This window comes from Mycobacteriales bacterium, assembly GCA_035533475.1.
GTDB lineage: Bacteria > Actinomycetota > Actinomycetes > DATLTS01 > DATLTS01 > DATLTS01.
Window position 1 is genome coordinate 26,293 of record DATLTS010000015.1, and the last position, 24,493, is coordinate 50,785.

Annotated in this window: 29 protein-coding genes; 18 read left to right on the forward strand and 11 right to left on the reverse strand. The window is 71.3% G+C overall.

The window, feature by feature from the left end:
* Positions 1–19: 19 nt before the first annotated feature.
* Positions 20–2,215: an ATPase, T2SS/T4P/T4SS family gene (locus tag VNG13_02335; GenBank protein HVA59358.1), complete on the reverse strand. Its 2,196-nt coding sequence runs from the start codon at positions 2,213–2,215 to the stop codon at positions 20–22.
* A gap of 126 nt (positions 2,216–2,341) precedes the next feature.
* On the opposite strand from VNG13_02335, the gene VNG13_02340 reads away from it, so the two are divergent.
* The 5 genes from VNG13_02340 to VNG13_02360 all read left to right on the forward strand — a co-directional run bounded on the left by VNG13_02340 (position 2,342) and on the right by VNG13_02360 (position 6,897).
* On the forward strand, positions 2,342–3,103 hold the full coding sequence (locus VNG13_02340; protein ID HVA59359.1) for an SDR family oxidoreductase: 762 nt from the start codon (positions 2,342–2,344) through the stop codon (positions 3,101–3,103).
* A complete protein-coding gene (locus VNG13_02345) occupies positions 3,100–4,041 on the forward strand; it encodes a DMT family transporter (protein HVA59360.1) in 942 nt (313 codons plus the stop codon). Before VNG13_02340 ends, VNG13_02345 begins: the two co-directional genes overlap by 4 nt.
* Before the next feature lie 74 nt (positions 4,042–4,115).
* Positions 4,116–5,072, forward strand: a complete 957-nt coding sequence (locus VNG13_02350; GenBank protein HVA59361.1) for a CoA ester lyase — start codon at positions 4,116–4,118, stop codon at positions 5,070–5,072.
* 122 nt (positions 5,073–5,194) lie between these two features.
* Positions 5,195–6,391: an acyl-CoA dehydrogenase family protein gene (locus VNG13_02355; GenBank protein HVA59362.1), complete on the forward strand. Its 1,197-nt coding sequence runs from the start codon at positions 5,195–5,197 to the stop codon at positions 6,389–6,391.
* Entirely contained in the window at positions 6,391–6,897 is a 507-nt protein-coding gene (locus VNG13_02360; GenBank protein HVA59363.1) for a MaoC family dehydratase, read from the forward strand. The genes VNG13_02355 and VNG13_02360 overlap by 1 nt, the downstream gene beginning before the upstream one ends.
* A gap of 135 nt (positions 6,898–7,032) precedes the next feature.
* On the opposite strand, the gene VNG13_02365 is transcribed toward VNG13_02360, so the two are convergent.
* Positions 7,033–7,422 (reverse strand): NUDIX domain-containing protein, encoded by a 390-nt coding sequence (locus VNG13_02365; GenBank protein ID HVA59364.1) that lies wholly within the window; start codon positions 7,420–7,422, stop codon positions 7,033–7,035.
* A gap of 69 nt (positions 7,423–7,491) precedes the next feature.
* On the opposite strand from VNG13_02365, the gene VNG13_02370 reads away from it, so the two are divergent.
* From VNG13_02370 to VNG13_02380, 3 genes are read left to right on the forward strand one after another with little or no spacing between them, the layout of a single operon-like run.
* Positions 7,492–8,130 carry a DUF6758 family protein gene (locus VNG13_02370; protein ID HVA59365.1) on the forward strand — a complete coding sequence of 213 codons (639 nt, stop codon included), beginning with the start codon at positions 7,492–7,494 and terminating at the stop codon, positions 8,128–8,130.
* A 5-nt stretch (positions 8,131–8,135) separates the two neighbouring features.
* Positions 8,136–8,993 carry a PHP domain-containing protein gene (locus VNG13_02375; GenBank protein ID HVA59366.1) on the forward strand — a complete coding sequence of 286 codons (858 nt, stop codon included), beginning with the start codon at positions 8,136–8,138 and terminating at the stop codon, positions 8,991–8,993.
* 8 nt (positions 8,994–9,001) lie between these two features.
* Positions 9,002–9,622, forward strand: coding sequence for a MarC family protein (locus tag VNG13_02380; GenBank protein ID HVA59367.1), 621 nt, complete (start codon positions 9,002–9,004; stop codon positions 9,620–9,622).
* 9 nt (positions 9,623–9,631) lie between these two features.
* Here VNG13_02380 and VNG13_02385 read toward each other — a convergent pair whose 3' ends face one another.
* A complete protein-coding gene (locus VNG13_02385) occupies positions 9,632–10,429 on the reverse strand; it encodes a carbon-nitrogen hydrolase family protein (GenBank protein HVA59368.1) in 798 nt (265 codons plus the stop codon).
* A 30-nt stretch (positions 10,430–10,459) separates the two neighbouring features.
* On the opposite strand from VNG13_02385, the gene VNG13_02390 reads away from it, so the two are divergent.
* Positions 10,460–11,644 carry a pyridoxal phosphate-dependent aminotransferase gene (locus VNG13_02390; GenBank protein ID HVA59369.1) on the forward strand — a complete coding sequence of 395 codons (1,185 nt, stop codon included), beginning with the start codon at positions 10,460–10,462 and terminating at the stop codon, positions 11,642–11,644.
* Here the strand turns inward: VNG13_02390 and VNG13_02395 are convergent.
* Together VNG13_02395 and VNG13_02400 are read right to left on the reverse strand one after the other, a co-directional pair.
* Positions 11,641–12,453: an oxygenase MpaB family protein gene (locus VNG13_02395; protein ID HVA59370.1), complete on the reverse strand. Its 813-nt coding sequence runs from the start codon at positions 12,451–12,453 to the stop codon at positions 11,641–11,643. The two genes, VNG13_02390 and VNG13_02395, sit on opposite strands and share 4 nt — an antisense overlap.
* A gap of 26 nt (positions 12,454–12,479) precedes the next feature.
* A complete protein-coding gene (locus VNG13_02400; GenBank protein HVA59371.1) occupies positions 12,480–13,346 on the reverse strand; it encodes an alpha/beta hydrolase in 867 nt (288 codons plus the stop codon).
* A gap of 138 nt (positions 13,347–13,484) precedes the next feature.
* Between VNG13_02400 and VNG13_02405 the strand changes: the two genes are divergently transcribed.
* The 3 genes from VNG13_02405 to VNG13_02415 all read left to right on the forward strand — a co-directional run bounded on the left by VNG13_02405 (position 13,485) and on the right by VNG13_02415 (position 14,998).
* On the forward strand, positions 13,485–13,733 hold the full coding sequence (locus tag VNG13_02405) for a hypothetical protein (GenBank protein HVA59372.1): 249 nt from the start codon (positions 13,485–13,487) through the stop codon (positions 13,731–13,733).
* A gap of 117 nt (positions 13,734–13,850) precedes the next feature.
* Positions 13,851–14,687 (forward strand): ParA family protein, encoded by an 837-nt coding sequence (locus VNG13_02410; GenBank protein HVA59373.1) that lies wholly within the window; start codon positions 13,851–13,853, stop codon positions 14,685–14,687.
* Positions 14,684–14,998: a hypothetical protein gene (locus VNG13_02415; GenBank protein ID HVA59374.1), complete on the forward strand. Its 315-nt coding sequence runs from the start codon at positions 14,684–14,686 to the stop codon at positions 14,996–14,998. Before VNG13_02410 ends, VNG13_02415 begins: the two co-directional genes overlap by 4 nt.
* A gap of 8 nt (positions 14,999–15,006) precedes the next feature.
* On the opposite strand, the gene VNG13_02420 is transcribed toward VNG13_02415, so the two are convergent.
* Positions 15,007–15,660 (reverse strand): ferritin-like fold-containing protein, encoded by a 654-nt coding sequence (locus VNG13_02420; GenBank protein HVA59375.1) that lies wholly within the window; start codon positions 15,658–15,660, stop codon positions 15,007–15,009.
* A 209-nt stretch (positions 15,661–15,869) separates the two neighbouring features.
* Here VNG13_02420 and VNG13_02425 point away from each other — a divergent pair, with 209 nt between their 5' ends.
* Positions 15,870–17,351 carry a DEAD/DEAH box helicase gene (locus tag VNG13_02425; protein ID HVA59376.1) on the forward strand — a complete coding sequence of 494 codons (1,482 nt, stop codon included), beginning with the start codon at positions 15,870–15,872 and terminating at the stop codon, positions 17,349–17,351.
* A gap of 55 nt (positions 17,352–17,406) precedes the next feature.
* Complete coding sequence (locus VNG13_02430; protein HVA59377.1) at positions 17,407–17,850, forward strand: hypothetical protein; 444 nt, start codon at positions 17,407–17,409, stop codon at positions 17,848–17,850.
* Positions 17,851–17,937: 87 nt separating this feature from the next.
* Here VNG13_02430 and VNG13_02435 read toward each other — a convergent pair whose 3' ends face one another.
* The 5 genes from VNG13_02435 to VNG13_02455 form a co-directional block, all read right to left on the reverse strand.
* Positions 17,938–18,165 (reverse strand): DUF3107 domain-containing protein, encoded by a 228-nt coding sequence (locus tag VNG13_02435; GenBank protein ID HVA59378.1) that lies wholly within the window; start codon positions 18,163–18,165, stop codon positions 17,938–17,940.
* A gap of 63 nt (positions 18,166–18,228) precedes the next feature.
* Positions 18,229–18,846 (reverse strand): TetR/AcrR family transcriptional regulator, encoded by a 618-nt coding sequence (locus VNG13_02440; GenBank protein HVA59379.1) that lies wholly within the window; start codon positions 18,844–18,846, stop codon positions 18,229–18,231.
* Positions 18,847–18,927: 81 nt separating this feature from the next.
* On the reverse strand, positions 18,928–19,086 hold the full coding sequence (locus VNG13_02445) for a hypothetical protein (GenBank protein ID HVA59380.1): 159 nt from the start codon (positions 19,084–19,086) through the stop codon (positions 18,928–18,930).
* A gap of 54 nt (positions 19,087–19,140) precedes the next feature.
* Complete coding sequence (gene ligD, locus VNG13_02450) at positions 19,141–20,067, reverse strand: non-homologous end-joining DNA ligase (GenBank protein ID HVA59381.1); 927 nt, start codon at positions 20,065–20,067, stop codon at positions 19,141–19,143.
* Positions 20,064–20,969, reverse strand: a complete 906-nt coding sequence (locus VNG13_02455; protein ID HVA59382.1) for a hypothetical protein — start codon at positions 20,967–20,969, stop codon at positions 20,064–20,066. The genes ligD and VNG13_02455 overlap by 4 nt, the downstream gene beginning before the upstream one ends.
* A gap of 113 nt (positions 20,970–21,082) precedes the next feature.
* Here VNG13_02455 and VNG13_02460 point away from each other — a divergent pair, with 113 nt between their 5' ends.
* From VNG13_02460 to VNG13_02475, 4 genes are all read left to right on the forward strand, one after another.
* Complete coding sequence (locus VNG13_02460; protein HVA59383.1) at positions 21,083–22,063, forward strand: Ku protein; 981 nt, start codon at positions 21,083–21,085, stop codon at positions 22,061–22,063.
* A 97-nt stretch (positions 22,064–22,160) separates the two neighbouring features.
* On the forward strand, positions 22,161–22,811 hold the full coding sequence (locus VNG13_02465; GenBank protein ID HVA59384.1) for a hypothetical protein: 651 nt from the start codon (positions 22,161–22,163) through the stop codon (positions 22,809–22,811).
* A 55-nt stretch (positions 22,812–22,866) separates the two neighbouring features.
* The gene (locus VNG13_02470; protein ID HVA59385.1) at positions 22,867–23,541 is read left to right on the forward strand and encodes a Type 1 glutamine amidotransferase-like domain-containing protein; all 675 of its coding nucleotides are present in this window, start codon (positions 22,867–22,869) and stop codon (positions 23,539–23,541) included.
* On the forward strand, positions 23,526–24,464 hold the full coding sequence (locus tag VNG13_02475; GenBank protein ID HVA59386.1) for an alpha/beta fold hydrolase: 939 nt from the start codon (positions 23,526–23,528) through the stop codon (positions 24,462–24,464). The genes VNG13_02470 and VNG13_02475 overlap by 16 nt, the downstream gene beginning before the upstream one ends.
* The last annotated feature ends 29 nt before the right edge of the window (positions 24,465–24,493 follow it).

Here is a 24,493-nt window from a genome sequence, read left to right on the forward strand (position 1 = left end):
TAGGTGGAGCGGGCGGCGGTCAGGCCGAGCTCTCCTCGGCCTCGGCGATGCCGGTGATCATGCTGAGCACACGCTCCTCGAGGACGAGGGGTTCGACCGGCTTGTGCAGCACGTCGCATGCGCCGGCCGCTCGCGCCGACTCCGCCAGCGTCGCATCGTCGAAGCCGGTGAGCAACATGACCGGAATGCCGGCCGTGCGCTTGTCGTCGCTGAGCAGGCCGATCAGTTCGACGCCGAGCGAGTCGGGCAGCCCCTGGTCGACGATGATCGCCTGGTAGGTCCCGGTCTCCACCGCCGTCAGGGCCTCGCCCGCGGTGGCCACGGAGTCCACCTCGACCGTGTCGACCAGGGCCATGGCTACGTAGGCGCGGATCGCCGGATCATCATCTACAACGAGTAACTTCGGTCGCTTGGGTGCCGCGCGCAGGATCCGCGGTGGCGCCGGTCGCCGCTGCTCGTGCAGGGCCTGGGCCTCGCCCGGAGCGACCCGCAGGACCTCTTCGAAGGTGGTCACGCCGGCCATCGCACGGGCGATCGCCGAAGCCCGCAGGTCGGTCATCCCGGCTGCTTGCGCGGCGGCACCGACCGCCGCTTCGGTCGGCGTCGCGAGCAACACGGCTCGCAGCGCCGCGGTTACGGGCAGGACCTGGAAGATCCCGGTCCGTCCCCGGTACCCGGTGTTGCCGCACTCGGTGCAGCCCCGCCCGCGAAGGGCGGTGCCCGCAGCGAGATCCGCCTCGGTGAGGCCGAGGATTTCCAAGGTGCGGGGAGACGGCACGTAGGGCGCCGCGCAGGACCGGCAGACGCACCGAACCAGCCGCTGGGCCACCACGAGGCTCAACGAGGACGCCACGAGGAACGGTTCGACGCCCATCTCGACGAGTCGGGTCAGGGCGGCCGGGGCGTTGTTCGTGTGCAGGGTTGTGAGCACCAGATGGCCGGTCAGCGAAGCCTCGAGTGCGAGCTTCGCGGTTTCCTGGTCGCGAACCTCGCCGACGAGAACCACGTCCGGGTCCTGTCGCAGGATGGAGCGCAGGCCGCGGGAGAAGGTGAGGCCGGCTCGCTCGTGCACCTGCACCTGGGTGATCCCGCGGAGCTGGATCTCGACCGGGTCCTCCAGGGTCACGATGTTGAGCTCTGGCCGGCGCACCTGGGAGATCGCCGAGTAGAGGGTGTTCGTCTTGCCGGATCCGGTCGGACCGGTGATCAGGATGAGGCCCTGCGGGCTGGCGAGTACCCCGAGGAGAGTCTCGAGCTGCTGCTCGTCGAGGCCGAGTGAGTCCAGTCCGGGGACCGCGTCGGCCCGGCTGAGGATCCGGATCACGACCTTTTCGCCGTGGATGCTCGGCAGCGTGCTGACCCGGACGTCGACCATCGAACCGTCGATGTTGAGTCGGGCCCGACCGTCCTGCGGGAGCCGGCGCTCGGCGATGTCGAGGTTGGATAGCACCTTGATCCGGCTGACCAGGCCCCGGGCCGCCGAGCGGGGGACCTGCATGACCTCGCGAAGCAGGCCGTCGACCCGGTAACGGATCATCACATCGCCGACCTGCGGTTCGACGTGGATGTCACTCGCTCCGGTGCGGACCGCGTCGGCGAGGACGACGTTGACCAGCCGGACCGTCGGTGCGGATTCGACCGCGTTCTCCGGATCGACCTCCTCCAGCGCATCCTCGGTATCCATCGACTCGAGCACGCCGGCCAGCCCGGATGAGTCCTCGGTCAGCGACCAGATCCGCCCCAGCGCGTCACGGATCTGCGATTCCGGGGCCAGAAAGACCTGGATCCGACCCACCCCGGTGTAGACCCGGACGTCATCGATGGCCACCACGTCGGTGGGGTCCGCGACGGCGATCTTCAGGCCGCCGTCGCTGGTGCGGCTCAACGGGACCACCCCGTGGCGTTGGGCGACAGCCCGGGGCAGCAAACGGCCCACTCCGGCGTCCACTGGCGTCGTGCCGAGGTCGATGAGCTCGTAGCCGAGCGCGATCCCGAGGGCGGTGACGAGTTCCCGCTCGGTCAGGACTCCGCTGTCGACGAGCACGTGGCCGAGTCGGGCCCGCCGGCCGCCGCCGAGCGGCTGGGCCGAGCGTTGGGCCTCGAGGGCCGTGTCCAGCTGCTCCCGGGTGATCACGCCCTGCTCTACGAGCACCTCACCGAGGCGTCGGCGTTTCGTCCGCGGCGCCGCCTCGGGCGCAGCTGCGTGTGACTCCACAAGACCTATGTCGGCCGCCGGACCCTTCGGGTGAAGAGTCCGGCTCGACCCGAGCTGGTGGGTTGCCGGGCGCTGCCATCTGGCCGGAGCCCCCGCCGGCCGGTCGGGCGGCTAGCGTGTCCGGTCATGGGCATCCTTGATCGGTTCCGGCTCGACGACCGGGTGGCCATCGTCACCGGGGCCTCCTCTGGGCTGGGCGTGGCGTTCGCCGCCGCCCTGGCCGAGGCCGGCGCCGACGTCGCCCTGGGCGCCCGACGGGTGGACCGGCTCGAGGAGACCCGGGCGCTGGTCGAGCGGCACGGACGGCGGGCGATCTGCGTCGCTACCGACGTCAGCCGCCCGGCGGACTGCGACGCGCTGGTCGCGGCGACGATGGAGGCGTTCGGACGGGTCGACGTCCTGGTGAACAACGCGGGCATCGGCACGGCGGTGCCGGCCACCAGGGAGACGCCCGAGCAGTTCCGGGCCGTAGTGGACGTGAACCTCAACGGTTCGTACTGGATGGCCCAGGCCTGCGGACGGGTGATGCGCCCCGGGAGCTCGATTGTCAATCTCGGCAGCGTGCTCGGGTCGACGACCGCGGAATTGCCGCAGGCCGCGTATTGCTCGACCAAGGCGGCGATCATCGGCTTGACCCGGGATCTGGCCCAGCAGTGGACCGGGCGCAAGGGCATCCGGGTGAATGCCCTCGCGCCCGGGTTCTTCCCCAGCGAGATGACCGAGCAGTTCCCGGCCGGCTACATCGAGTCCCAGCTCGGTCGGGTTCCGGCCGGCCGGGCCGGGGAGCTGTCCGAGCTGTGCACCGCCTTGATCTTCCTCGCCAGCGACGCCGGCTCCTACGTCACCGGGGTCACCCTCCCCGTCGACGGTGGCCTGCTGGCCACGTGACCGAGCGCGTGCCGGCCGGCCGCCCGGCTCCCGGGCCGGTGCCCGCGGCGGTTGCCCGGCCGCCGCTCGGCGATGTCGCCCGGATGTCGCTGGCAGTCCTCGCCGTCTCCACCTCAGGTCCGCTCATCGCCGCAACCGTCGCGCCGGCCCTCGCCATCGCCTTCTGGCGCAACGCGCTGTCCGCGACCGTCCTGGTGCCGTTCGCCTGGACCCGGGCCCGCGCCGAACTGGCCGGCATGACCGGGCGGGAATGGCGGCTGGCGCTCGCCGCCGGCGGCCTGCTCGGCGCGCACTTCGCCACCTGGGTGCCCAGCGTCACCCTCACGTCGGTGGCATCGTCGACCGCGCTGGTCACCGTGCAACCGGTGTGGGCGGCCTTGCTCGCCCGCCGCCGTGGTCACGCCATCCCGCAGCGGGCCTGGATCGGCATCGTCGTCGCGGTCGCGGGGGCCGCGCTCATCACCGGCGCGGACGTGACCGTGTCGGCTCGGGCGCTCGCCGGGGATGGGCTCGCGCTCCTCGGTGGTCTGTTCGCGGCGGCCTACATCACGGTCGGGGGCGAGGTCAGGCGCAGCGTCTCGACCACCGCGTACACCACGGTGTGTTACGCGACGGCCGCGATGTCCCTGCTCGTCGTGTGCCTTGCCAGCGGTCAGGCCCTGACCGGCTATCCGGCCGCGAGCTGGTGGAAGATCCTCGGCCTGACGGTAGGCGCCCAGTTCCTCGGGCACAGCATGTTCAACGTGGTGCTGCGCACGACCAGCCCGACGGTCGTCGCCCTGGCGATCCTGTTCGAAGCCCCCGGCGCTGCGCTCATCGCCGGCCTCTGGCTCCACCAGCATCCGCGGGCGTTGGCCCTCGGCGGGCTGGCCATCTTGTTGCTCGGCGTCGCCGGCGTCATCCGGTCCGGAACCGCGGTCGCGCTGCCCGCGGAGTGAGGCCGGCCGGAAGGGGCGGAGGCGCCGCTCGGTAGCATCCGGCGGCAACCTCCCGCACCGGCAAGGAGTGCTTCGTGGCTGGCCCGCTCCGTCCCCGCCGTTCCTGCCTGGCCGTTCCCGGCAGCTCGCCGAAGATGCTCGGAAAGGCCCAGGCGCTCCCCGCCGACCAGGTGTTCCTCGACCTCGAGGACTCGGTGGCACCGCTGGCGAAGGAAGAGGCCCGGGCCAACGTCGTCGCTGCTCTCAACGACGGGGACTGGGCGCAGAAGACCCGAGTGGTCAGGGTCAACGACCTCACGACGAAATGGACCTACCGCGACGTCATCGAGATCGTCGAGGGTGCGGGGGCCAACCTCGACTGCATCATGCTGCCGAAGGTGCAGACCGCCGATCAGGTGGTCTGGCTCGATCTGCTGCTGACCCAGATCGAGAAGACCATGGGGCTCGAGGTGGGCCGGATCGGGATCGAGGCCCAGATCGAGAACGCGAAGGGTCTGGTCAACATCGACGCGATCGCCGGCGCCTCGCCGCGGGTGGAGACCATCATCTTCGGCCCGGCGGACTTCATGGCGAGCATCAACATGAAATCCCTGGTCGTCGGCGCGCTGATTCCCGACTATCCGGGCGATCCGTACCACTACATCCTCATGCGGATCCTGATGGCCGCCCGGACCTATGACGTTCAGGCCATCGACGGACCGTTCCTCCAGGTCTACGACGTGGACGGGTTCCGTGCGGTCGCGCGCCGCTCGGCGGCGCTCGGCTTCGACGGCAAATGGGTGCTGCACCCCGGGCAGATCGAAGCAGCCAACGAGGTGTACGCCCCCGGGCAGGAGGACTACGACCACGCCGAGCTGATCCTCGATGCCTACGAGCACTACACATCGGAGGCCGGCGGCAAGCGCGGGGCGGTCATGCTCGGTGACGAGATGATCGACGAGGCATCCCGGAAGATGGCCCTGGTGATCGCCGGCAAGGGGCGTGCGGCCGGACTACAGCGGACCCGGAAGTTCGAGCCGCCGGCTGGGTAACTCCCGATATCCGGTGCGCCGGTGGGACGCGAAGGCGCAGTGCCCGCCGGGCAGTCCGCCGCGGGAGGCATTACGGTCCGCCGGGATACTTCCGCAAAACCATCGGCCGGAAAGGATGGGTCATGGGCCGCCTGGCGCAGACCGAGGGACTGACCGACGTCCAGCGCGAGATCCTCACGACGGTACGCGAGTTCGTCGACAAGGAGATCCTGCCGAACGCGACCGACCTCGAGCACAAGGACGAGTTCCCGGACGCCATCGTCCATGGCATGCGCGAGCTCGGTCTGTTCGGGCTGATGATCGACGAGAGACACGGCGGCCTCGGCGAGTCGTTGCTCACCTACGCGCTCGCGGTAGAGGAGCTGTCCCGCGGTTGGATGAGCATCTCCGGGATCATCAATACCCATTTCATCGTCGCCTACATGTTGTGCCAGCACGGCACCGAGGAGCAGAAGGACAGGTTCCTTCCCCGGATGGCGACCGGGGAGTTGCGCGGCGCCTTCTCCATGTCGGAACCGGGTTGCGGATCGGACGTGTCGGCGATCACGACGAAAGCGGTACGCGACGGTGACGATTACGTCATCAACGGATCGAAGATGTGGCTCACCAATGGGGCCCGGGCCGGCCTGGTCGCCACCCTGGTGAAGACCGACGAAGGCGAAGAGTCGGTCTACCGGAACATGACGACCTTCCTGGTCGAGAAGGAGCCCGGTTTCGGTGCGGTCGGCAATGGGATCACGGTGCCACCGAAGATCGAGAAGATGGGCTACAAAGGGGTGGAGACGACCGAGTTGGTGTTCGACGGAACCCGGATCCCGGCCGACCTCGCCCTGGGAGGGGCGCCGGGTCGCGGTTTCTACCAGATGATGGACGGAGTCGAGGTCGGCCGGGTCAACGTGGCCGCGCGAGGTTGCGGGGTCGCGCAGCGGGCGTTCGAACTCGGGGTCGGATACGCCCAGCAGCGCGTGACCTTCGGGAAGCCGATCGCGCAGCACCAGGCGGTCATGTTCCGGCTGGCCGAGATGGCGACGAAGGTCGAGGCGGCACACCAGATGATGGTGATGGCGGCACGAAAGAAGGACGCCGGGGAGCGCAACGACCTCGAGGCCGGGATGGCCAAGTACCTGGCCAGCGAGTACTGCAAGGAGGTCGTCGAGGACGCCTTCCGCATCCACGGCGGCTACGGCTATTCGAAGGAGTACGAGATCGAGCGCCTCTACCGGGAAGCCCCGATGCTGCTCATCGGCGAGGGCACGGCGGACATCCAGAAGATGATCATCGGGCGGCGGTTGCTCGAGGACTACAAGGCGCAGAGCTGATGCAATTCGGCCGGTACTACGAGGAGTTCGAGGTTGGTGCCACCTACCGGCACTGGCCCGGCAAGACCGTGACCGAATACGACGACCATCTGTTCTGCCTGCTGACGATGAACCACCATCCGCTGCACCTGGACGCCAACTACGCGGAGAAGACCACAGACTTCGGCCGCAACGTCGTCGTCGGCAACTACATCTACTCGCTGCTCCTCGGGATGTCCGTGGCGGACGTCAGCGGCAAGGCGATTGCCAACCTCGAGGTGGAGTCGCTCCGCCATATCGCGCCGACGTTTCACGGCGACACGATCTACGGCGAGACGACCGTGCTCGACAAGGTTGAGTCGAAGTCGAAGGAAGACCGGGGTGTGGTTCACGTCGAGACCCGGGGATTCACCCAGGACGGCACCGTCGTGTGTGTCTTCCGGCGGAAGGTCCTGGTGCCCAAGCGCTCCTACGGTGAGGCGCGCGGCGGCGACCAGCCTGGTCGCCCGGAGGTACGCGCCGACTAGTCGCTTAGAGGTGCGGGCCGACGAATGGTCCGAGGTGCGGGCCGACTAGTCGCCCCGAGTGTGCAATTTCCGACGGTTTTCGGCCCGTGGCGAGCGTGATGCCCGTCGGAAATTGCACACTCGCCGATTCTGGGGCTACAGAACGCCCCATGCGGTCAGCGCGGCCACCAGCCCATCGGTCACCGGAAGCGTCGAGAGCTCAGCCGAATCGACCCAGCGGGCCGCGGCGGCGTCGTCGCCGGCCGCCAGCTCCCCGCCGACGACGGTGCATCGAAAGTCGGCGATTGCGTAGGTGACGCCGGCCGGACCCTCCAGCTCGACCTCGCCCACCAGCTCGCCCACGGATACGTCGAGCCCGGTCTCCTCCCGCAACTCGCGAACCAGTGCATCCGGGCTGGTCTCCCCGGGCTCGACCCGGCCGCCGGGCAACGACCAGCGGCCGGCCGCCGGTGGCCGGCCGCGCTGGACGACGAGCAGCCGGCCACCCTCGTCGTGGACGATCGCGCCGACGCAGGGAACCCGCACCGGCCGAGGCTAGCCGGACCGGTTTCCGGCAAGGGTTGACGTAGCCCCGGGCGGGCGCGATCTTGGGGCATGGCCCCGGCCCCGACCTGCCCGCGCTGCGAAGCCGCCGTGCGGCCGCCGGGGCTGTGGTCGAGTCAGTGGCAGTGCCCGCGGCACGGCCTGGTGCTTCCGTACACCGTGTACACCCATCTCGGGGCCGAGGCACTCCAGCACATCCGCTCCCGTGCCGCGGTGCCGCTGTGGCTGCCGAATCCACTGCCTCCGGGGTGGGTGGTCAGCGGGTTGGCCGCGGCGGGTGACGATCGCAGCGGAGCCCGGGCGACCGTGCTCGCCTGTTCCGGCCCCGGCCCGCTCGGTGGCGGCGCAGACCTGCTGCTCATCGCGGAGGAGCCGGGGGTCGGGCTGGGTGCGCGTTACGCCGGCCTGCCCGGCCCCGACCCGGGTGAGCAGTTCGATGACGGGCCCCCGGACGCAAAGGTGCAGGCGGCCGGGCACCCGACCGCGTTGTGGAACATCGCCGGCGCCGAGGATCGGGCGGTCTTCCTCGGCGAGGCAAAGGGATTGTGGCTTTGGGGGGTGCTCTGCCCGAGCAGCGCTGGCGTCCTGTTCTACGAGAACCTGGTCCTGGAAGACCTACGCGAACGCCAACTCGAGGGTGAGCTCGAATTCGGCAGCCCGACCCCGCTGCTCACTGCCCGGCCGGCCTGAGCCGCGTGCGCATCGACCTGCACTGCCACAGTTCTGCCTCGGACGGGACCGCCGCCCCCGCCGAGGTGGTGTCCCGGGCCCGGGCCGCCGGGGTCGACGTGCTCGCGCTCACCGACCACGACACGGTCGCTGGCCACCCCGAGGCGATCATGGAGCTGCCCCGCGGGCTCACCCTCGTGCCGGGTGCCGAGCTGTCCTGCGCCGTCGTCGACGGTGGCCGGCCGGTTTCCCTGCACCTGCTCGCCTACCTGTTCGATCCGGGGAACGCTGAGTTGGCGACCGAGCTCGACGCGCTGCGCTCCGAGCGGGTCCGCCGGGCCGCGGCGATGGTGGAGCGGCTGGTGGGTCTGGGAGCCCCGGTCAGCCTCGAGCAGGTTCTCCGGATCGCCGCCGGCGGGGCGATCGGCCGGCCGCACGTGGCGCAGGCACTGGTGGAGGCGGGTGTGGTCGCGGACCTCCCGGCCGCTTTCGGAGCCGATTGGATCGGATCGGGCGGTCGGGCGTACGTCCCCAAACGGGCGCTCGACCCGCTCCGGGCCATATCGCTGGTCCGAGCCGCCGGTGGGGTCAGCGTCTTCGCCCACCCGGGCGCTTCCCGGCGGGGCCCGCTGGTCAGCGACGCCGTCATCGCGGCGATGGCCGGGGCCGGTCTCGCCGGCCTCGAAGTCGACCATCCCGATCACGATCCGAGCACCCGGGACCGGCTGCGGGCACTGGCCGCCGACCTGGGCCTGGTCGTCACCGGATCCAGCGACGACCATGGACGGCCCACCGGCTACCGCTACGGCTGCGAGACGACGGCCGAAGCCGCTTACGCGGAGCTCATCGGCGCGGCGCACGGCGCGACGCCGATCGCCGCGTAGGGGGCGCGGTGCGGCACGCGAGCGGATTCGACCTGCGCCTGTTCGGCGAGGTGTTCATCACCCTTGTCGTGATCATGGACCCGGTCGGCACCATCCCGCTGTTCCTCGGGCTCACTAGTGGTCGACCGGGGAAGGCCCGCCGCCGGCTTGCCGCCCAGGCCGTCGCCGTCGCCGCCTCGGTGATCGCCGCATTCGCCCTGTTCGGGCAGCAGATCCTCGCCTACCTCGGGATCTCCGTGGCCGCGTTGCAGGGCGCCGGCGGTCTGCTCCTCGTGCTGGTCGCCCTCGAACTGCTCACCGGCGGCAGCGACAAGCCAGGGGAGCGGCCGGATGTCAACGTCGCGCTGGTTCCGCTGGGCACGCCGCTGCTCGCCGGGCCGGGGGCGATCGTCGCCACCATCGTCTTCGTGCGGGGCGGCCACGGCGTCCGGGACGCCGCGGCGATCGCGGCCGCCCTCGTCGCGGTCCACCTCGTCCTGTACCTGGCCCTGCGTTTTGCCGTCGTCATCCTCCGGGTGATCAGGGAGAGCGGAGTCCTCCTGCTCACCCGGATCTCAGGTCTGTTGCTCTCGGCGATCGCCGTTCAGTTGCTCGCCACGTCCGCGCTGGCCTTCGCCCGGAGCGCCTGATCGACCGGGTCAAGGGCGGGGCGCGACGGTGAACCGGCGGTGGGCGAGCGAGGGCATTCGGGAGCGCACCTCCGCGACCCGGTCCGCCGTGAGCTCGGCCGCGGCGACGCCCTCCCGGTCGGCCAGTCCAGCCACCTCCACCCCTAGCGGATCAACGACCAGGCTGCGACCCACGTAGTCCGGCGGCGGTTGACCGGCGGCCGCGACGTAACACGTGTTCTCGATGGCCCGGGCCCGGACCAAGGTCCTCCACTGGTCCTCCTTCACCGGTCCGGCGACCCACGCAGAGGGGACGGCCAGCATGGTCGCGCCGGCGTCGACCAGTGCGCGGCCGAGCTCCGGGAAGCGCAGGTCGTAACAGGTGAGCACTCCCACCTCGAGGTCGCCGACCGGTAATACGAGCAGGGCGTCCGGGCCGATCGGCGCGATTGCCAGTCGGTCGGACTCGACCCAGCCCAGCGCGTCGAACAGATGCAGCTTGCGGTATCGACCGATCAGACCTCGCTGGTCGACGGCGACGACCGTGTTGAAAACCCGGTCCCCGCGGATTGCTTCGAACATGCCGGCGAGGACGGTCACCCGATGCCGGTCGGCCAGTTCGGCGAGACCGGTGACGAACCTTCCGTCGAGCGGCTCGGCCACCGGCGCGAGGGGCCGGTCGGCGGGCCCAAACCCGTGCATTGCGGCCTCGGGGCAGACGATGAGCTCGGCGCCTGCTTCGGCGGCCCTGCCGATCAGACCGCCAAGGCGGGCCAGATTGTCCGCCTTGTCGTCGGACGCACGGAACTGCACCACGGCGACCAGCACCCGGTCCTCCCCTGCCTCTAGTCTGCGCGCATGTCGCAGCTCGTGGAGCGTATGCGCGCGTTCGGCCCGACGATCTTCGCAGAGGTGACCGCGCTCGCGCTGAAGACCGGCGCGGTGAACCTCGGCCAGGGGTTTCCGGACACCGATGGGCCGGCGAGCATGCTGGCCCGCGCGGTCGCCGGGATCAACGGCGGGCTCAACCAGTACCCGCCGGGACCTGGGATGCTGCCGTTGCGCCAGGCGATCGCGGCGCAGCGGCAGGCCCGCTACCGGACCGACTACGACCCGGCCGAGGAGATCCTGGTCACGGTAGGGGCCACGGAGGCCGTAGCCGCGTCGATGCTCGCGTTGTGCGAGCCCGGCGACGAGGTCATCGTCTTCGAGCCCTACTACGACTCCTACCCGGCGGTCATCGCCATGGCCGGCGCGATCCGCCGCCCGGTAACCCTCCGCCCCGACGGGCCCGGCGGCCGGTTCGCCTTCGATCCCGACGAGCTGCGGAACGCTGTCGGCCCCCGCACGAGGCTGATCCTGGTCAACACGCCGCACAACCCGACCGGTTCGGTATTCAGCCGGGCCGAGCTGGACGTCATCGCCGGCCTCTGCCGCGAACACGACCTCCTCGCGGTCACCGACGAGGTCTACGAGTATCTGACCTTCGACGGCGCCCAGCACATCCCGCTGGCCACGTTGCCCGGGATGCGGGAACGGACCGTTTCGGTGTCCTCGGCGGGGAAGACCTTCTCGGTCACCGGTTGGAAGGTCGGCTGGATCTGCGCGCCTGCCGAGCTGATCCGGGCGGTGACGACGGTCAAGCAGTTCCTCACGTTCACCGCCGCCGGGGCGTTCCAGGCCGCCGTTGCCGGTGCGCTCGTCGATGAAATGAACTGGGTGGAGCGGTTGCGCGCCTCGCTCCAGGAGCGCCGGGACCGGCTCAGCGCGGGGCTCGAGGGGATCGGCCTGATCGTGCACCGGCCGGCCGGGACCTACTTCGTCCAAGCCGACGTCCGGGGGATCGGGATCGAGGACGGGGAGACGTTCGCCCGGGCGTTGCCTGAGGCCGCCGGGGTCGCCGCGATCCCGACCTCGCTCTTCTACGACGAGCCAGGAACTGGCCGACCGTTCGTCAGGTTCGCGTTCTGCAAGCAGGACGAGGTTCTCGACGAGGCGGTCCGCCGGCTGGCGGCCCACGCCGCGGACCTCCGCGGAGCCTAGGTGGCCGCGGCCAGCCGGCGCCGGGCTGCCCGGACGTGCGGCCCCTCTCGGACCGTGGCCGGCAGCGCTCGAAGTCCGGCGGCGAGGATTCGCAGCTGGCTGGTGGCCAATAGGTCGACTACGCCCAGACCGGGCAGGCCGTAGAGCCGGCGAACCCATGGCGGGAGCAGCGCCCAGGCGAGCGCGGCGATCCCGGCCCAGGCCGGGCGGAGCGGGAGCAGCTTGCTCGGCATCGGAGGGTGCAGCACGAAGCGGGCGGTGGCCCGGACCCGCTCGTCTGCGAGCAGCGACGGGCGCATCGCCGCAAAGTAGTCGGCGAGGGCGCTGACCGAGGCGGGGATTTCGCCGAGCTCCAGGCCGACGACCGCCGCTGCTCGGGTTTGTTCGGCGAGGTAGCGGTCGGCGTCCCGGTCGTCAAGCCGGCCGCCGGACCGGCGGTAACTCGAGAGGAACGAGTCGACCTCGCAGCAGTGCACCCAGCGCAGGAGGTCCGGATCACTCGCCCGGTATCGCCGGCCGCTGACCCGGTCCCGTCCCTCGACCCTCGCATGCAGTTGGCGGACCCGGGCCCCGAGCCGTTCGACGTCCGCCCGGGGCCCGAAACTCACCGTGCCGACGTAGTTGGCGGTCCGCATCAGCCGGCCCCAGGGGTCCGAGCGGAAGTCCGAATGCTCGAGTACCCCGGCCATCGCGGCCGGGTGCACGGCCTGAAGGAGAAGGGCGCGCAGGCCGCCAACCCACATCACCGGATCGGCATGGACCCGCCAGGTCACGCTGCCCGGCGGGAACAGGCCGTCGTAGCCGTCCATCCTCTGCCAAGCGTCGCATGGCCCCCTCAGCGGCCGCTGGCCGCCCAGAAGTCGATGAGCAGGCGCCCGGTGGGCTCAGGCGCCTCACATGCCGGTGAGTGCATTGCCCCGGGCACGACCGCGTACCGGGCGCCGAGGCGGTCGGCCATCGCCGCCTGGACGTCGGGCGGCCACGCATCGTCCCCCTCGCCGTGCAGGACGAAGATCGCCAATCCGATGGCCGAAAGGTCCGCCACCCGGTCGGGAGCGGTGAGCAGTTGGTCACCCATGGCGACCAACCCGACCGGGTTGGTGCCGAAGTGCCGGCGTCGCAGGAAGTCTCGGATGTCCGGCGGCAGGTTGGCTCGGCGCGGGTCGCCAGCCTCGACGATCTCCCAGAGCCCGTCGACCCCACGCTCGGCGAGCAGGCCGGGAAGCATCTCGATGCCAGCCGCCCGGCCGCCGCCGATCGCCCCAGGGCCCGAGCCCAGCAGGGTCAGCGAGAGCACGCCGCGTGGGTCGTCGAGCACGACCTGGCGGGCGACGAGGCCGCCGAAGGAGTGCCCGACCAGGTGCACGCCGGTGCCGTCGGCGACGTGGTCGACGACTGCGCGGACCCCGGCAGCCAGCGATTCGATGGTGTACCCGGCGGGCTCCTCCGGTCCGGGGCTCTCGAACTGTCCGGGCAGGTCGATGGCGGTCGCCGGATGGCCCGCTGCGGCGAGCAGCGGGAGCAGCGGAAGGAAATCCTCCTTGCTGCCGGTGAAGCCGGGGACCAGGACGACCCGGGCTCTGCCGCCGGGGCCGGGGGAGGCGTCGAGGGTGGCGAATTCACCGGGCGGGGGAGCGGCGCGCGGGCGCAGGCAACCGGCCCGCACGCCGCGCGGCAGCGCGACGGACGGGGGCAGGCTCACGGGCACTCGCTCTCCGGACCGATGGCGGGCAGCCCGGTCCCGAGCGTACTGCTGCCGCGACCGGCGCTGGGGGAGCCCGCAGTGGTGATCACCCGCGACCAGTTGCGATCCGGACCGCGATGGCGTTGACTCCGCCGCATGACGGTGACTACGCCCTCGGGGGTCGGGGACGCCGCTCCCGACCCGGAGCTTCCCCTCCGCCAGGCCGAGACGCGGCTGTTGGCCCGGTACGAGGCGGCGCTGCCGCGGCCGGTGATCCGAGCGGCCGTCGACGAAGCGCGCCGGGCCCATCGGGGGGCCCGGGTGCAGAACTACGTCGGCTTGCTCGTCGAACGAGCCGCCCGGACCCGACTCGAAGCGCTCTCGCACGGTCCGCGGCGCGGCTGATCCCGCGACGGCCCGGCCACGGCTTGCCGGAACGGCCGGTGCCGATCAGACTCGGGCAGAGCCGGCATGAAATACCGGCGCGAACGCAACTTGACCCCGGAACCCGGAAGGACCGCCGTGACCGGCAGCCCGCGGCGAACGATCGCCGTCGCCAACCAAAAGGGCGGCGTCGCCAAGACGACAACGGTCGCCTCGCTCGGGGTGGCCATCGCCGACCTCGGCCGGCGGGTGCTGCTCGTCGACCTGGATCCGCAGGCCTGCCTGACCTTCTCGCTCGGTCTCGACCCGGAGGGCCTCGAACTCTCCGTTCACGATGTCCTGCTCGGGCGGGTGTCCGCCGGCATGGCGGTGCACGCGACCGGCGACGGGCCCGACCTGTTGCCGTCGACGATCGACCTGGCCGGCTGCGAGACCGTCCTGCTGACGAGGACGGGGCGCGAGTACGCCCTGCGCAGCGCGCTCGAGGAGTTCGCCGACGACTACGACCTGGTGTTGCTCGACTGCCCGCCGTCCCTCGGGGTACTGACGATCAACGCGCTCACCGCCGCCGACGAGCTGCTCATTCCGCTGCAGTGCGAGACCCTCTCGCACCGGGGGGTCGGCCAGTTGCTCGACACGGTGCACGACGTGCAGCGGCTGACCAACCGCGACCTCCAGGTCCTGGGTGTGCTGCCGACCCTGTTCGACGCACGGACCTCGCATGGCCGGGCGGTCCTCGCCGACGTCGCCGACCGCTACGCGCTCAAGGTGCTCGAGCCCGCCATCGCGAAGTCGATCCGATTCGCCGAAGCCCCGGCCACCGGCCGTTCGATCCTTCGCACCTCGGATCGCACGCCCGGTGCTCAGGCCTACCGGGAACTCGCTCGTTGGCTCGCTGGTGAATGCCCGGGTCCGCCCGCGGTGCTCGAGATCCCCGATGTCGCGCTGCCGGCCGGTGCGGAGGCCGGCGAATGAACCGCGGCTTCGATCGGCTACGGCCGCGCACGCCTTCCGTCACTGGGCTTGGACCCGGCGACTACGAGGCGCCGCACGACGCGGCGGGCAAGCGTGCCCTGTTCTCGGCAGGGGACGTCCTGCCGGCCGCCGGCGCGGTGAGCATCGACTGCTCGGCCTGTGGGGAACGGACGGCGCTGTCGCCGGCGCGCGCGTTGCGCGCCGCGCTTCCTAGCGTGCACCTACCGGTCCTGCGCCGGGACTATCCCTCCTGGATGCGCTGTCCGGCCTGCACCCGGCGGACCTGGGTCCGGGTCGGCCTGCATCTCTAGCGACCCCGTCAGCCGGACAGCCCGAGCGTGGACATCCGCTCGCTGTGGCGGTCGGTCAGCCGGCTCAGCAGCCGGGCCACCTCGGCGAAGTCACCGCTCCCGCCGACGATCAGACGGGCCAGGCCGTCCCGCTCGATGGCGATTCGCTGGGCCTGGGTGAGCGCCTCCCCGACCAATCGGCGGGCCCACAGCGCGAGCCGTCCGGCGAGTGCGGGCTCCTCGGCGATCGCCGCCCTGACCCGATCTACGGCGAAGGTCGAATGCCCGCTGTCGGCGAGCACCTCGAGGACGAGATCGCGGGTGGGCTCGTCGACGTATTCAGCGACTTCCCGGTAGAAGTCGGCGGCGAACCCGTCGCCGACGTAGGCCTTGACCAGCCCCTCCAGCCAGTCTCCGGGGGCCGTCGAGTCGTGAAAGGCGTCCAGCGGCTCGACGAACGGCCCCATCGCCTCCTCCGGATCGACCCCCATCGCGGCCAGCCGGGTCTGCAACTTGCGGAAATGACCGAACTCGGCAACTGCCATCTGGCCGAGCGCGGCCTTGTCGTCGAGCGTCGGCGCGAGCCGCGCGTCGTCTGCCAGCCGTTCGAACGCGGTGATCTCACCGTAGGCCAGTACCGCCAGGAGGTCGGTGACCGCGGCCCGGAACGAGACCTCGTCCATCCCGGGAGGCAACTCGCCGGTGGACCCCATAGCCGGACACTACAAGGCGAGTTCCTCGGCGCCGGTTAGACTGAGCGCAACGTCACGAGGCCAAGCCGGTCGCGCGGCGCCGATGTGACAGTTCGCGGAGCGCTTCAGGCGCACGCTGGCCCCCCGGATGCGACCGGGTGCGGGCCGGCGGACACGCCCGCCGGGTGGCCTCCGCCGTGATGGAGGCTGCTCTGACTACGTTCGCCGACCTAGGCGTACTCCCCGAGACCGTCGACGCGCTCGCCGCCGCGGGCATCGTCGAACCCTTCGCCATCCAGTACCTGGCCATCCCGCTGGCCCTCGAGGGCCACGACCTCATCGGACAGGCGCGCACCGGAACCGGCAAGACGCTGGCCTTCGGTGTCCCGCTGCTGCAGCGACTCACCTTGCCCGGTGACGGTGGCGTGCAGGCCCTCGTCGTCGTACCGACCCGGGAGCTCTGCGTCCAGGTGACGGGTGACATCGCGCTCGCCGGACGGACCCGGGGCACCCGGGTGCTCGCCGTGTATGGCGGTCGCTCCTACGAGCCGCAGGTCGAGGCATTGCGCAGCGGCGTCGACGTCGTCGTCGGCACCCCCGGCCGGCTGCTCGACCTGTCCCGGCAGAAGGCGCTGGACCTGAGCCGAGTCCGGGTGCTGGTTCTCGACGAGGCCGACGAGATGCTCGATCTCGGCTTCCTGCCCGACGTCGAGCGGATCCTGACCTTCATCCCGGCCGACCGGCAGACCATGCTCTTCTCCGCGACGATGCCCGGTCCGGTCGTGACGCTGGCCCGCCGCTACCTTCGCCAACCCACCCACCTGCGAGCCGAGGCGCCGGAGGAGAGCGCCACCGTTCCCACCACCCAGCAGCACGTGTTCCGGGCGCACGCGATGGACAAAGTCGAGATGCTGGCCCGGATTCTGCAGGCCGAACGCCGCGGGCTAGCCATCGTCTTCTGCCGGACCAAGCGGACCGCCGCCCGGGTCGCGGAGGATCTGGGCACCCGCGGTTTCGCCGCCGCCGCGGTGCACGGCGACCTCGGCCAGGCGCAGCGGGAGCAGGGCCTGCGCGCCTTCCGCAGCGGAAAGGTCGACGTGCTGGTGGCGACCGACGTCGCGGCCCGCGGGATCGACATCAGCGGCGTCACCCACGTCGTGAACTACCAGTGCCCCGAAGACGAAAAGACCTATCTCCACCGGATTGGCCGGACCGGCCGGGCCGGCGGCTCGGGGATCGCCGTCACCCTTGTCGACTGGGACGACATCCCCCGTTGGCAGCTGATCAACACGGCGCTAGCGCTGCCGTTCGACGACCCGCCCGAGACCTACTCGACCTCAGAGCACCTTTATGCCTCGCTTGATATCCCGGCCCGGGCTACCGGGGTACTGCCCCGCGAAGCGCGGGTCCGGGTCGGTCTCGGCGCCGAGCGCATCGAAGACCTTGGCGAGACCGGCCGTACCCGCAGCCGGCCGGCGCAGCCCCGGCCGGCGGAGCCGCGGCCGGCCGAGCGGGCGCGCGGGGAGCGGACCCGCACCCGAACCGGCCGCGGGGCGGGCGCGGTGGTCACCCCGGTCAGCGCCGCCGACCCCGCCCGACCGCGGCGGCACCGGCGCCGGCGTCGGGCCAACTCCGGCGGCGAGGCCGGCAGCGTCCCGTCGTCGGCCGAAGAGACGGCCTGAGCGTTCAAGGCGGCCTTTTGCCGCGCCGACCTTAGGGGAAACCCGAGGAGGCGTCGTGGTGCTACGGACGGTGCATGGTGGGCGGCGGGCGGAGTCCGGCGCTGACCTGCGGACCTGGCTGACCCAGCTGACGGGCTGCCCGCCGGTCACCGAGACCGTGTTGCTGGCCTGCTCCGCCGACGCGCACCAGGACGAGCCATCGACCTGGTTCTACGTCGAGGCCGATCGCGACAGCGGCGTGGCCCGGCGGCGGTGCCTCGCCTGCGGTCGGGTCGCTGCGGTCCTCGACTCCGAGGAGCACTGGACGCATCCGCCGGTCTGGTCCTGCACGGGGTGCAGCAACTCCATCGTCGAGGTCGCCGCGGGACTGGCGGTCGCCGGCGGTGCTGTGACCTGGGTGGCGATCGGCGTGCGCTGCGTGGACTGCGGCACAGTCGCTGGGGTCACCGACCTGCACGTGGCCAGTAGGCCGCTCGGCGAAGTCGTCGCGGAGATCTAGGACTCCGGAGCGGCCACGCGCGAGGGACCCGCGGCGCATCGGGGCCACCCGCAACGCCGCCGCCTTCCGGCCGGCGCCGCCCTGGGCCTACAGGGTCCCGAAGCCGACCCGTCGACCCTCGGCCTCGGCAATCTCGACGTAGGCGAGTTTGGCGCTCGGGATCAGCACCCGCCGGCCCTTCTCGTCAACCAGGTTCAGCACGCCAGCCGGGTCGGCGAGCGCCGCACCGACCGCCTGCTCGACCTCGGCCGGCGACTGCGCACTCTCGAGGACAATCTCCCGGGGCGCGAACTGCACGCCGATCCTGACTTCCACGCCGCCGCCTCGCCCTCTCGCGGCTCCGCATCGGAGCCGTCCAGCCTGGAGGCTATCCCGCGGTCACGGGTTGCGCGGAAAGCCGGAGATCCCACGCCAGGCCAACGCTGTCAGCAACTCGACGGCACGGGCCTTGGGCACACTGCCGGCCGAGGACAGCCACCAGCGCGCGGACACCTCGGCCAGCCCGGCGAGCCCACACGACAACAGCTCCGACTCCTCGCGCTGGAGTCCGGTGTCGCGCGCGATGGTGTCGGCGATCGCCTCGATGGAAACCTGGAGTGCCCGTTCGACCCGCGCGCGGACCACCGGCTCGTTGCGCAGATCGGACTCGAAGACGAGCCGGAACGCGCCCCCCTCGTCGCCGACGAAGTCGAAGTACGCCGCGATGCTCGCCTGCACCCGGGCTCGGTTGTCCGGCGTGGAGGCGAGAGCCCGGTTGACCCCTCGTTCGAGGGAAGCCACATGCTGGTCGAGAAGCGCCAGGTATAGCTCGAGCTTGCCCGGAAAATGTTGGTACAGCACGGGTTTGCTGACGCCGGCTCGTTCGGCGATGTCGTCCATCGCGGCGGCGTGGTAACCATTCGCGACGAAGACTTCCTGGGCAGCTCCGAGCAGCTGGGTGCGCCGGGCCGAGCGCGAGAGCCGGCTACGGGGACGGGCTTGCGAACCGCTCGTCACGCTGCCCCTCGTCGCTGCGTCGGGCGCAGCGCCTCGCGCGCCCACGGCCGAGCCTACCGGAGGCTCACCAGGAGGCGGTGCCTAGCGGTAGTCCTCGTCGCCTTCGACGATCACGTCCTGCTCGGCCGCGTCCGCGTCGTCGGCCTCGAGCGGCCGCTCCCGCCGATCGGGCTCCGCCACGTCCTCGACGGTCTGGGCCTGCTCGACGACGTCCGCCTCGGCGGCCTCGAACTCGCTCACGGGCACTCCGTCTCGTCGCGTTCGTTCCCCGCGGCCAGCATGCCGCAGGGCGCTTCAGCCCAGCCGACCGGGATCGTCGAAGACGGCGTCGAACAGGTCGCCCAAGGTTGCCACCCGGTCGAGAGCGTCGGCGGAAAGGAAACGCAAGCCGGCGGGGTTTCCGGACTCCGCGGCCGCCTCGACCTCGGCCCAGGTCACCGGGGTCGAGGCCGTCGGCTCGGGTTGGGCCCGAAGTGAATAGGGGGCGACCGTCGTTTTCGCCGCGTTGTTCTGGCTCCAGTCGACGAGCACCTTGCCCCGACGCACCGCCTTCGTCATCGAAGAAACGACGAGCCCCGGGTGGTGTCGCTCCAGGCCTTCGGCGAGAACCCGGGCGTGCCGGTGGACCACTTCCCAGGCGGCGCTGCCATCCAGTCCGGCGTAGAGCTGGAGTCCCTTTCCGCCGCTCGTCTTAGGCCACGCATGCAGACCGTCGGCGGCCAGCGCGGCCCGGGCCAGCAGGGCGACCCGGGCGCACTCGACCAACCCGGCCGGAGGGCCGGGATCGAGGTCGACGACCAGCCGATCCGGATTCATCGGGCGCCCGTCGTCGTCGACGCGCCACATCGGGACGTGCAGTTCGAGGGCGGCCAGGTTGGCCAGCCAGACCAGTGTTGCCGTCTCTTCGACGACGAGGTAGTCGATGCTCTCCCGGCTACGGGTCGATCCGGGACTGGGCAGCCGGACCTTGCGGACCCAATCGGGGGTGTGCGACGGGGCGTTCTTTTCGAAGAATGTCGTGCCGTCGACGCCATTCGGGAATCGGCGCACGGTCAGCGGCCGGCCAGCGAGGTGGCGGAGGAGCACCGGGGCGATCCGCGTGTAGTAGTCGATGACCGCGGCTTTCGTGGTTCCGGCCGCGGGGTAGAGCACCTTCGCCAGGTTGGACAGCGAGAGCCGACGGCCTTCGACCTGCACCGTCACCTTCTCCGGCGCGCTCAACCGCCCACTTCCTGTTGCACGTCCGCTGGCGGCCGGACGGTGGCTGAGCCCCGGGCCAGCCGCTCGTTGGTAGGGGCTTCCCCGTGGCGGGCGAGCGCAACCGCGCCAGCGACGGTGCACACGAAACCGATCGCGGCAAGTCCGACGTAGCCGTGACGTGGATGGTCGTGCAGCAGCGCGACGCCGATCGCGGCCGGGACGAGGGTCTCCGTGACGACGACCGCCGCGGTGACCCGAGTGACCGTGCCGCGCTGCACGGCGGTCGCATAGAGCAGGATTCCCAGGAGACCGGCCGCCATCATCGCCCAGGTCGCCGGGTCGGTCACCAGCCCGAGCAGGGAACGCGGGTGATGCAGGATCCGGGCGCCGATCCCGGACGCGCCGTAGGCGAGCCCGGCCAGCACCCCGAGCGCCCAGCTACCCGGACCCGGTCCGGTCCGGGTGGCCCGGCCGGCGAGGAAGGCGACCGCGCCCAGCAGACCGACACCGAGGAGCAACGCCGTCCGCCCGCCGAGGTCCACACCGGCCGGTCGGTTCCGTGCGGAGGAGATGGCGAGCATCGCGAGGCCGGCACTGACCAGGGCGATCGCCAGCCACTCCCGGGCCTGCAGCCGGGCCCGAAGGAATGCGGCCGCGAGCAGGGCCGTGACCGCGAGACTCGCCGAGATCGCAGCCTGGACCACGAACAGCGGCAGACTGCGCAGCGCCGCCAGGGACAGTGCGAAGCCGAGCCCGTCGAGGCCGAGCCCGGCGATGAACATCCAGGAATGGACCAGTCGCCACAGCATCCGAACGTCGACCGACTGGGCACGCTGGGTTCGGCGGGCGCCGATGGTCTGAAGGATCGTCGCGACCCCGTAGGCGATGGCGGCGGCGAACGCCCCCGCGAGGCCCCAGTGCACGCAGTGGACGGTAACCCGTCCGTTTCGGAGCGGGGCCGCGGCCCGGCGTAGCTGCCGGATCAGCGGGGTAGGATGATCTTGACGATCGGCGATCCGGACCTGGCGAGGCGGGCATGCGCAGCATCTGGAAAGGGGCCATCTCGTTTGGCCTGGTCACGATTCCGGTCAAGCTCTATTCCGCCACGGACGTCAAGGACGTCAGCTTTCACCAGGTCCACCGCGCCGACGGAGGCCGGATCCGCTTCAAGCGCGTGTGCTCGATCGACGGCGAGGAAGTGCCCTTCTCCGACATCGCCAAGGGCTACGAGCTGGGCACCGGAGAGGTCGTCATGCTCGGCGACGAGGACTTCGCCGACCTGCCGTTGCGGACGTCGAGGTCGATCGATGTGCTGACGTTCGTCCCGCTCGATCAGGTCGACCCGATGTACTTCGAGCGCAGCTACTACCTCGAGCCGGAGACCGCCGGCACGAAGCCATACGTTCTGCTGCGCGAGGCGCTCGAGCAGTCCGGGCGGGTTGCCCTGGTCAAGGTGGCGCTCCGGCAGCGCGAGACGCTGGCCGCGCTTCGGGTCCGGGACGGGGTGTTCGTGCTCGAGACCATGCTTTGGCCGGACGAGATCCGAACACCGGACTTCGCATTCCTCGACGAGGAGGTGCCGGTCCGCCCGCAGGAGCTCGCGATGGCCGTTTCGTTGATCGAGACGCTGGCCGGCGACTTCGATCCGATGGCCTACACCGACGACTACCGGTCGGCGCTCCAGGAGCTGATCGAGGCGAAGATTGCCGGCCGGGACGTGGTCGCTCCCGCCGAGCCGACCCAAACCGGCGGGGCCGTGGTCGACCTGATGGCGGCGCTGCGGGCCAGCGTCGAAGCCGCCCGGGGGGGCCGGTCCGATGCCAGCCCAGCGCCGTCGCAACCCGCATCCGCACCCGGGACGGCGTCGAAACGGGGCAAGGCCAAGACCGCGGCCGCCCCCCGGGGGGCTCGAGCGACCCCCGCCACCGCCGGCGAATCGCCGCGCAAAGCCGCTCCGACTCGGAAGGTATCGGCCAAGAAGACGGCGAAAAGGACATCGACCCGCCGTTCTGCCTGACCGCCCCCGGGCGCCGGTGCTCAAGGCGACCCCCAGACCGGTCGACACCCCGACGAGGGGTTGATCAACCCATCCGCGTCCATTGGGGGCAGTTGAGGTGACGCTCACCGACTACGCCGAGATCGTGGCTGCGCTGCGCGCGGTTCCGGGCGTGGCCGACGCGGACGTCGAACCCGACGAAGAAGGCGGCGGGCTGGGGCTTCTCCGGCTCGGCCTAGCCCCTGGTGTCGACGAGGTCCAAGTGGCGACCAGCGTGGGCCGTCTGCTCCGCGAGCGCTTCGGCCTCGGCGTGGACGCCGACCGGGTGCAGCTCGTCGAGGATACGGCTACCCCCGAGCCACCGACCCTCCCCGAGGGCACCGGCGGCCGGCCGGCGATCACCCGGATGCAGCTTGTTTCTTCAGGGCTCGATGTAACCGCGATCGTCACGCTGCGGCACGGCAGCTCGTCGGCCTCCGGGGAAAGCACCGGCACGGCCACCCAGTCCGGCGTCCAGCGCGCGGTTGCCGGCGCAACCCTGCGGGCGCTTGAGGGTCTGCTGGACCGGAGGGCCCGATTCGAACTCGAACACGTCGAGATCTCCAACACCGGGCGGCACCGTACCGTGCTCGTTTCACTGACCATGCTGTCGAATTCCGGCAGCGAGCGGCTCACCGGATCGGCCACGGTCCGCGAGGATGTCCGCCAGGCCTGCATCCGGGCCACCCTCGATGCGGTCAACCGACGACTCGAGCCGATGCTGCACTGAGCCCCTCACGCCCGCCCGCCGGCGGCTGCGGAGCACCCTTTCGTAGGTTGATCCCATGCCGGGAACGATCTGCCTGCAGGGCGGCGCCGAATTCGGGGATCTCTGCCGTCCGATGGACCTGGACCTGTTGGCCCGGGCGGACGGCGGACCGGTCGTCGTCGTGCCCTTGGCCGCGGCCGTGGGGCGGGAGGCGGAGCTGGCCGGCCGGCACGGTGTCGAGCACTTCGCCGGTCTGGGTGCGGTCAGCGCCGTCGTCGCCCCGGACGCGCGCTCTGATCCCGGCGCGGCCGAGGCCGCGTTCGCCATCGCCCGGTTGCTCGTGCTTCCGGGGGGTTCGCCGGGGCGGTTGTTGGACGCTCTGCGGCACACCGGAGCCGATCGCTGGCTCGATGGGGTCCTCGAACGTGGCGGCGTCGTCATGGGGGCCAGCGCGGGGGCGATGGTCCTCGGGGCGGTGACCCTCCGCCCCGGTGCCCGCCCCGGTTTCGGACCCGGGCTCGGCCTCCTGCCCGGGCTCGCCGTCGTCCCGCACGCGTCCGACGATGTCGACCGGTTGCAGACGGTCCGGGCGATGGTCGGCACCGCGGTCGTGGTCGGAATCCCCGAGTGCGCCGGGATCCGGATCGACCCCGACGGCTCGTGGACCGGGATGGGCGCGTCGGCTAGCACCGCCGTCGACGCGGCCGGACCGCGCCGCCTCGAGGTGGGGGCGACGTGGGCGCTCCCGTGAGCCTGCGCGAGCTCCCCGGCCCGGATGCGCCACCGCTCGGACCGTGGGCCGGATCGCTGCTCGACGCCGGCACCGGCGCCCGGGTGTTCGTCCGCCGGGTCCCGGACAGCACCGGTGCGGAGCCTGCCGTGTTCGTCCACGGCCTCGGCGGCGCCGCGACGAACTGGACCGACCTGGCGTGGCTCCTCGCCGACGTGGTCGACGGTTACGCGGTCGATTTGCCGGGCTTCGGCTACAGCGAACCGGCTGCCGACGGCCGCTACCGGCTCGACGCACATGTCGACGCAGTGCAAGGGGTCATCCGCCGGCTCGAGCGCGGCGCGGTGCATCTGTTCGGCAACTCGCTGGGCGGCGCGGTGGCCGTCCGGCTCGCAGCGGATCATCCCGACCTGGTCCGCTCGCTCACCCTCGTCTCCCCGGCGCTGCCCGATCTGACCCCGTGGCGGCTGCACGACCCGAGGTTGTTGGTGCTGCTGACCCCCGGCGTGCGCGGGATCGCGCAACGCCGACTTTCGTCCGTGCCGGCCGCCGCGCGGGCTCGGCGGATGCTCCGGCTCTGCTACGCCGACCCGACCCGCGTGCACCCGGACCGGGTCGACCAGGTGATCGCGGAGATAGAGCGACGGGACCGGGTGAGCTGGGCGAACCGGGCCCTCCTCGGCTCCCTCGACGGGTTGGCCCGGGCCAACCTCGAGCCGGGATCGCGTTCCCTGTGGCGGCAAGCGGCCGCCCTCGAGGTCCCCACCCTGTTGCTCTGGGGACGCAAGGACCGGCTGGTGAACGTCGCTGTGGGACACCGGGCACACCGGCGGATCCGCGGGTCGAAGCTCGTCATCTACCCCGACTGCGGGCACGTGGCCCAGCTCGAGGCCCCAGAACGGGTCGCCGCCGAGGCGTGGCGCCACGTCACAGCGGCCCGATAACCGGGGATACTGCGATCCGGACAGGAGGG

Coding starts and splice junctions, on each gene's coding strand:
- VNG13_02460 (HVA59383.1), top strand. CDS start 21,083: ATGCGCAGCATCTGGAAAGGGGCCATCTCGTTTGGCCTGGTCACGATT.
- VNG13_02340 (HVA59359.1), top strand. CDS start 2,342: ATGGGCATCCTTGATCGGTTCCGGCTCGACGACCGGGTGGCCATCGTC.
- VNG13_02425 (HVA59376.1), top strand. CDS start 15,870: ATGGAGGCTGCTCTGACTACGTTCGCCGACCTAGGCGTACTCCCCGAG.
- VNG13_02395 (HVA59370.1), bottom strand. CDS start 12,453: ATGGACGGCTACGACGGCCTGTTCCCGCCGGGCAGCGTGACCTGGCGG.
- VNG13_02360 (HVA59363.1), top strand. CDS start 6,391: ATGCAATTCGGCCGGTACTACGAGGAGTTCGAGGTTGGTGCCACCTAC.
- VNG13_02355 (HVA59362.1), top strand. CDS start 5,195: ATGGGCCGCCTGGCGCAGACCGAGGGACTGACCGACGTCCAGCGCGAG.
- VNG13_02420 (HVA59375.1), bottom strand. CDS start 15,660: ATGGACGAGGTCTCGTTCCGGGCCGCGGTCACCGACCTCCTGGCGGTA.
- VNG13_02415 (HVA59374.1), top strand. CDS start 14,684: ATGAACCGCGGCTTCGATCGGCTACGGCCGCGCACGCCTTCCGTCACT.
- VNG13_02390 (HVA59369.1), top strand. CDS start 10,460: ATGTCGCAGCTCGTGGAGCGTATGCGCGCGTTCGGCCCGACGATCTTC.
- VNG13_02470 (HVA59385.1), top strand. CDS start 22,867: ATGCCGGGAACGATCTGCCTGCAGGGCGGCGCCGAATTCGGGGATCTC.
- VNG13_02370 (HVA59365.1), top strand. CDS start 7,492: ATGGCCCCGGCCCCGACCTGCCCGCGCTGCGAAGCCGCCGTGCGGCCG.
- VNG13_02405 (HVA59372.1), top strand. CDS start 13,485: ATGACGGTGACTACGCCCTCGGGGGTCGGGGACGCCGCTCCCGACCCG.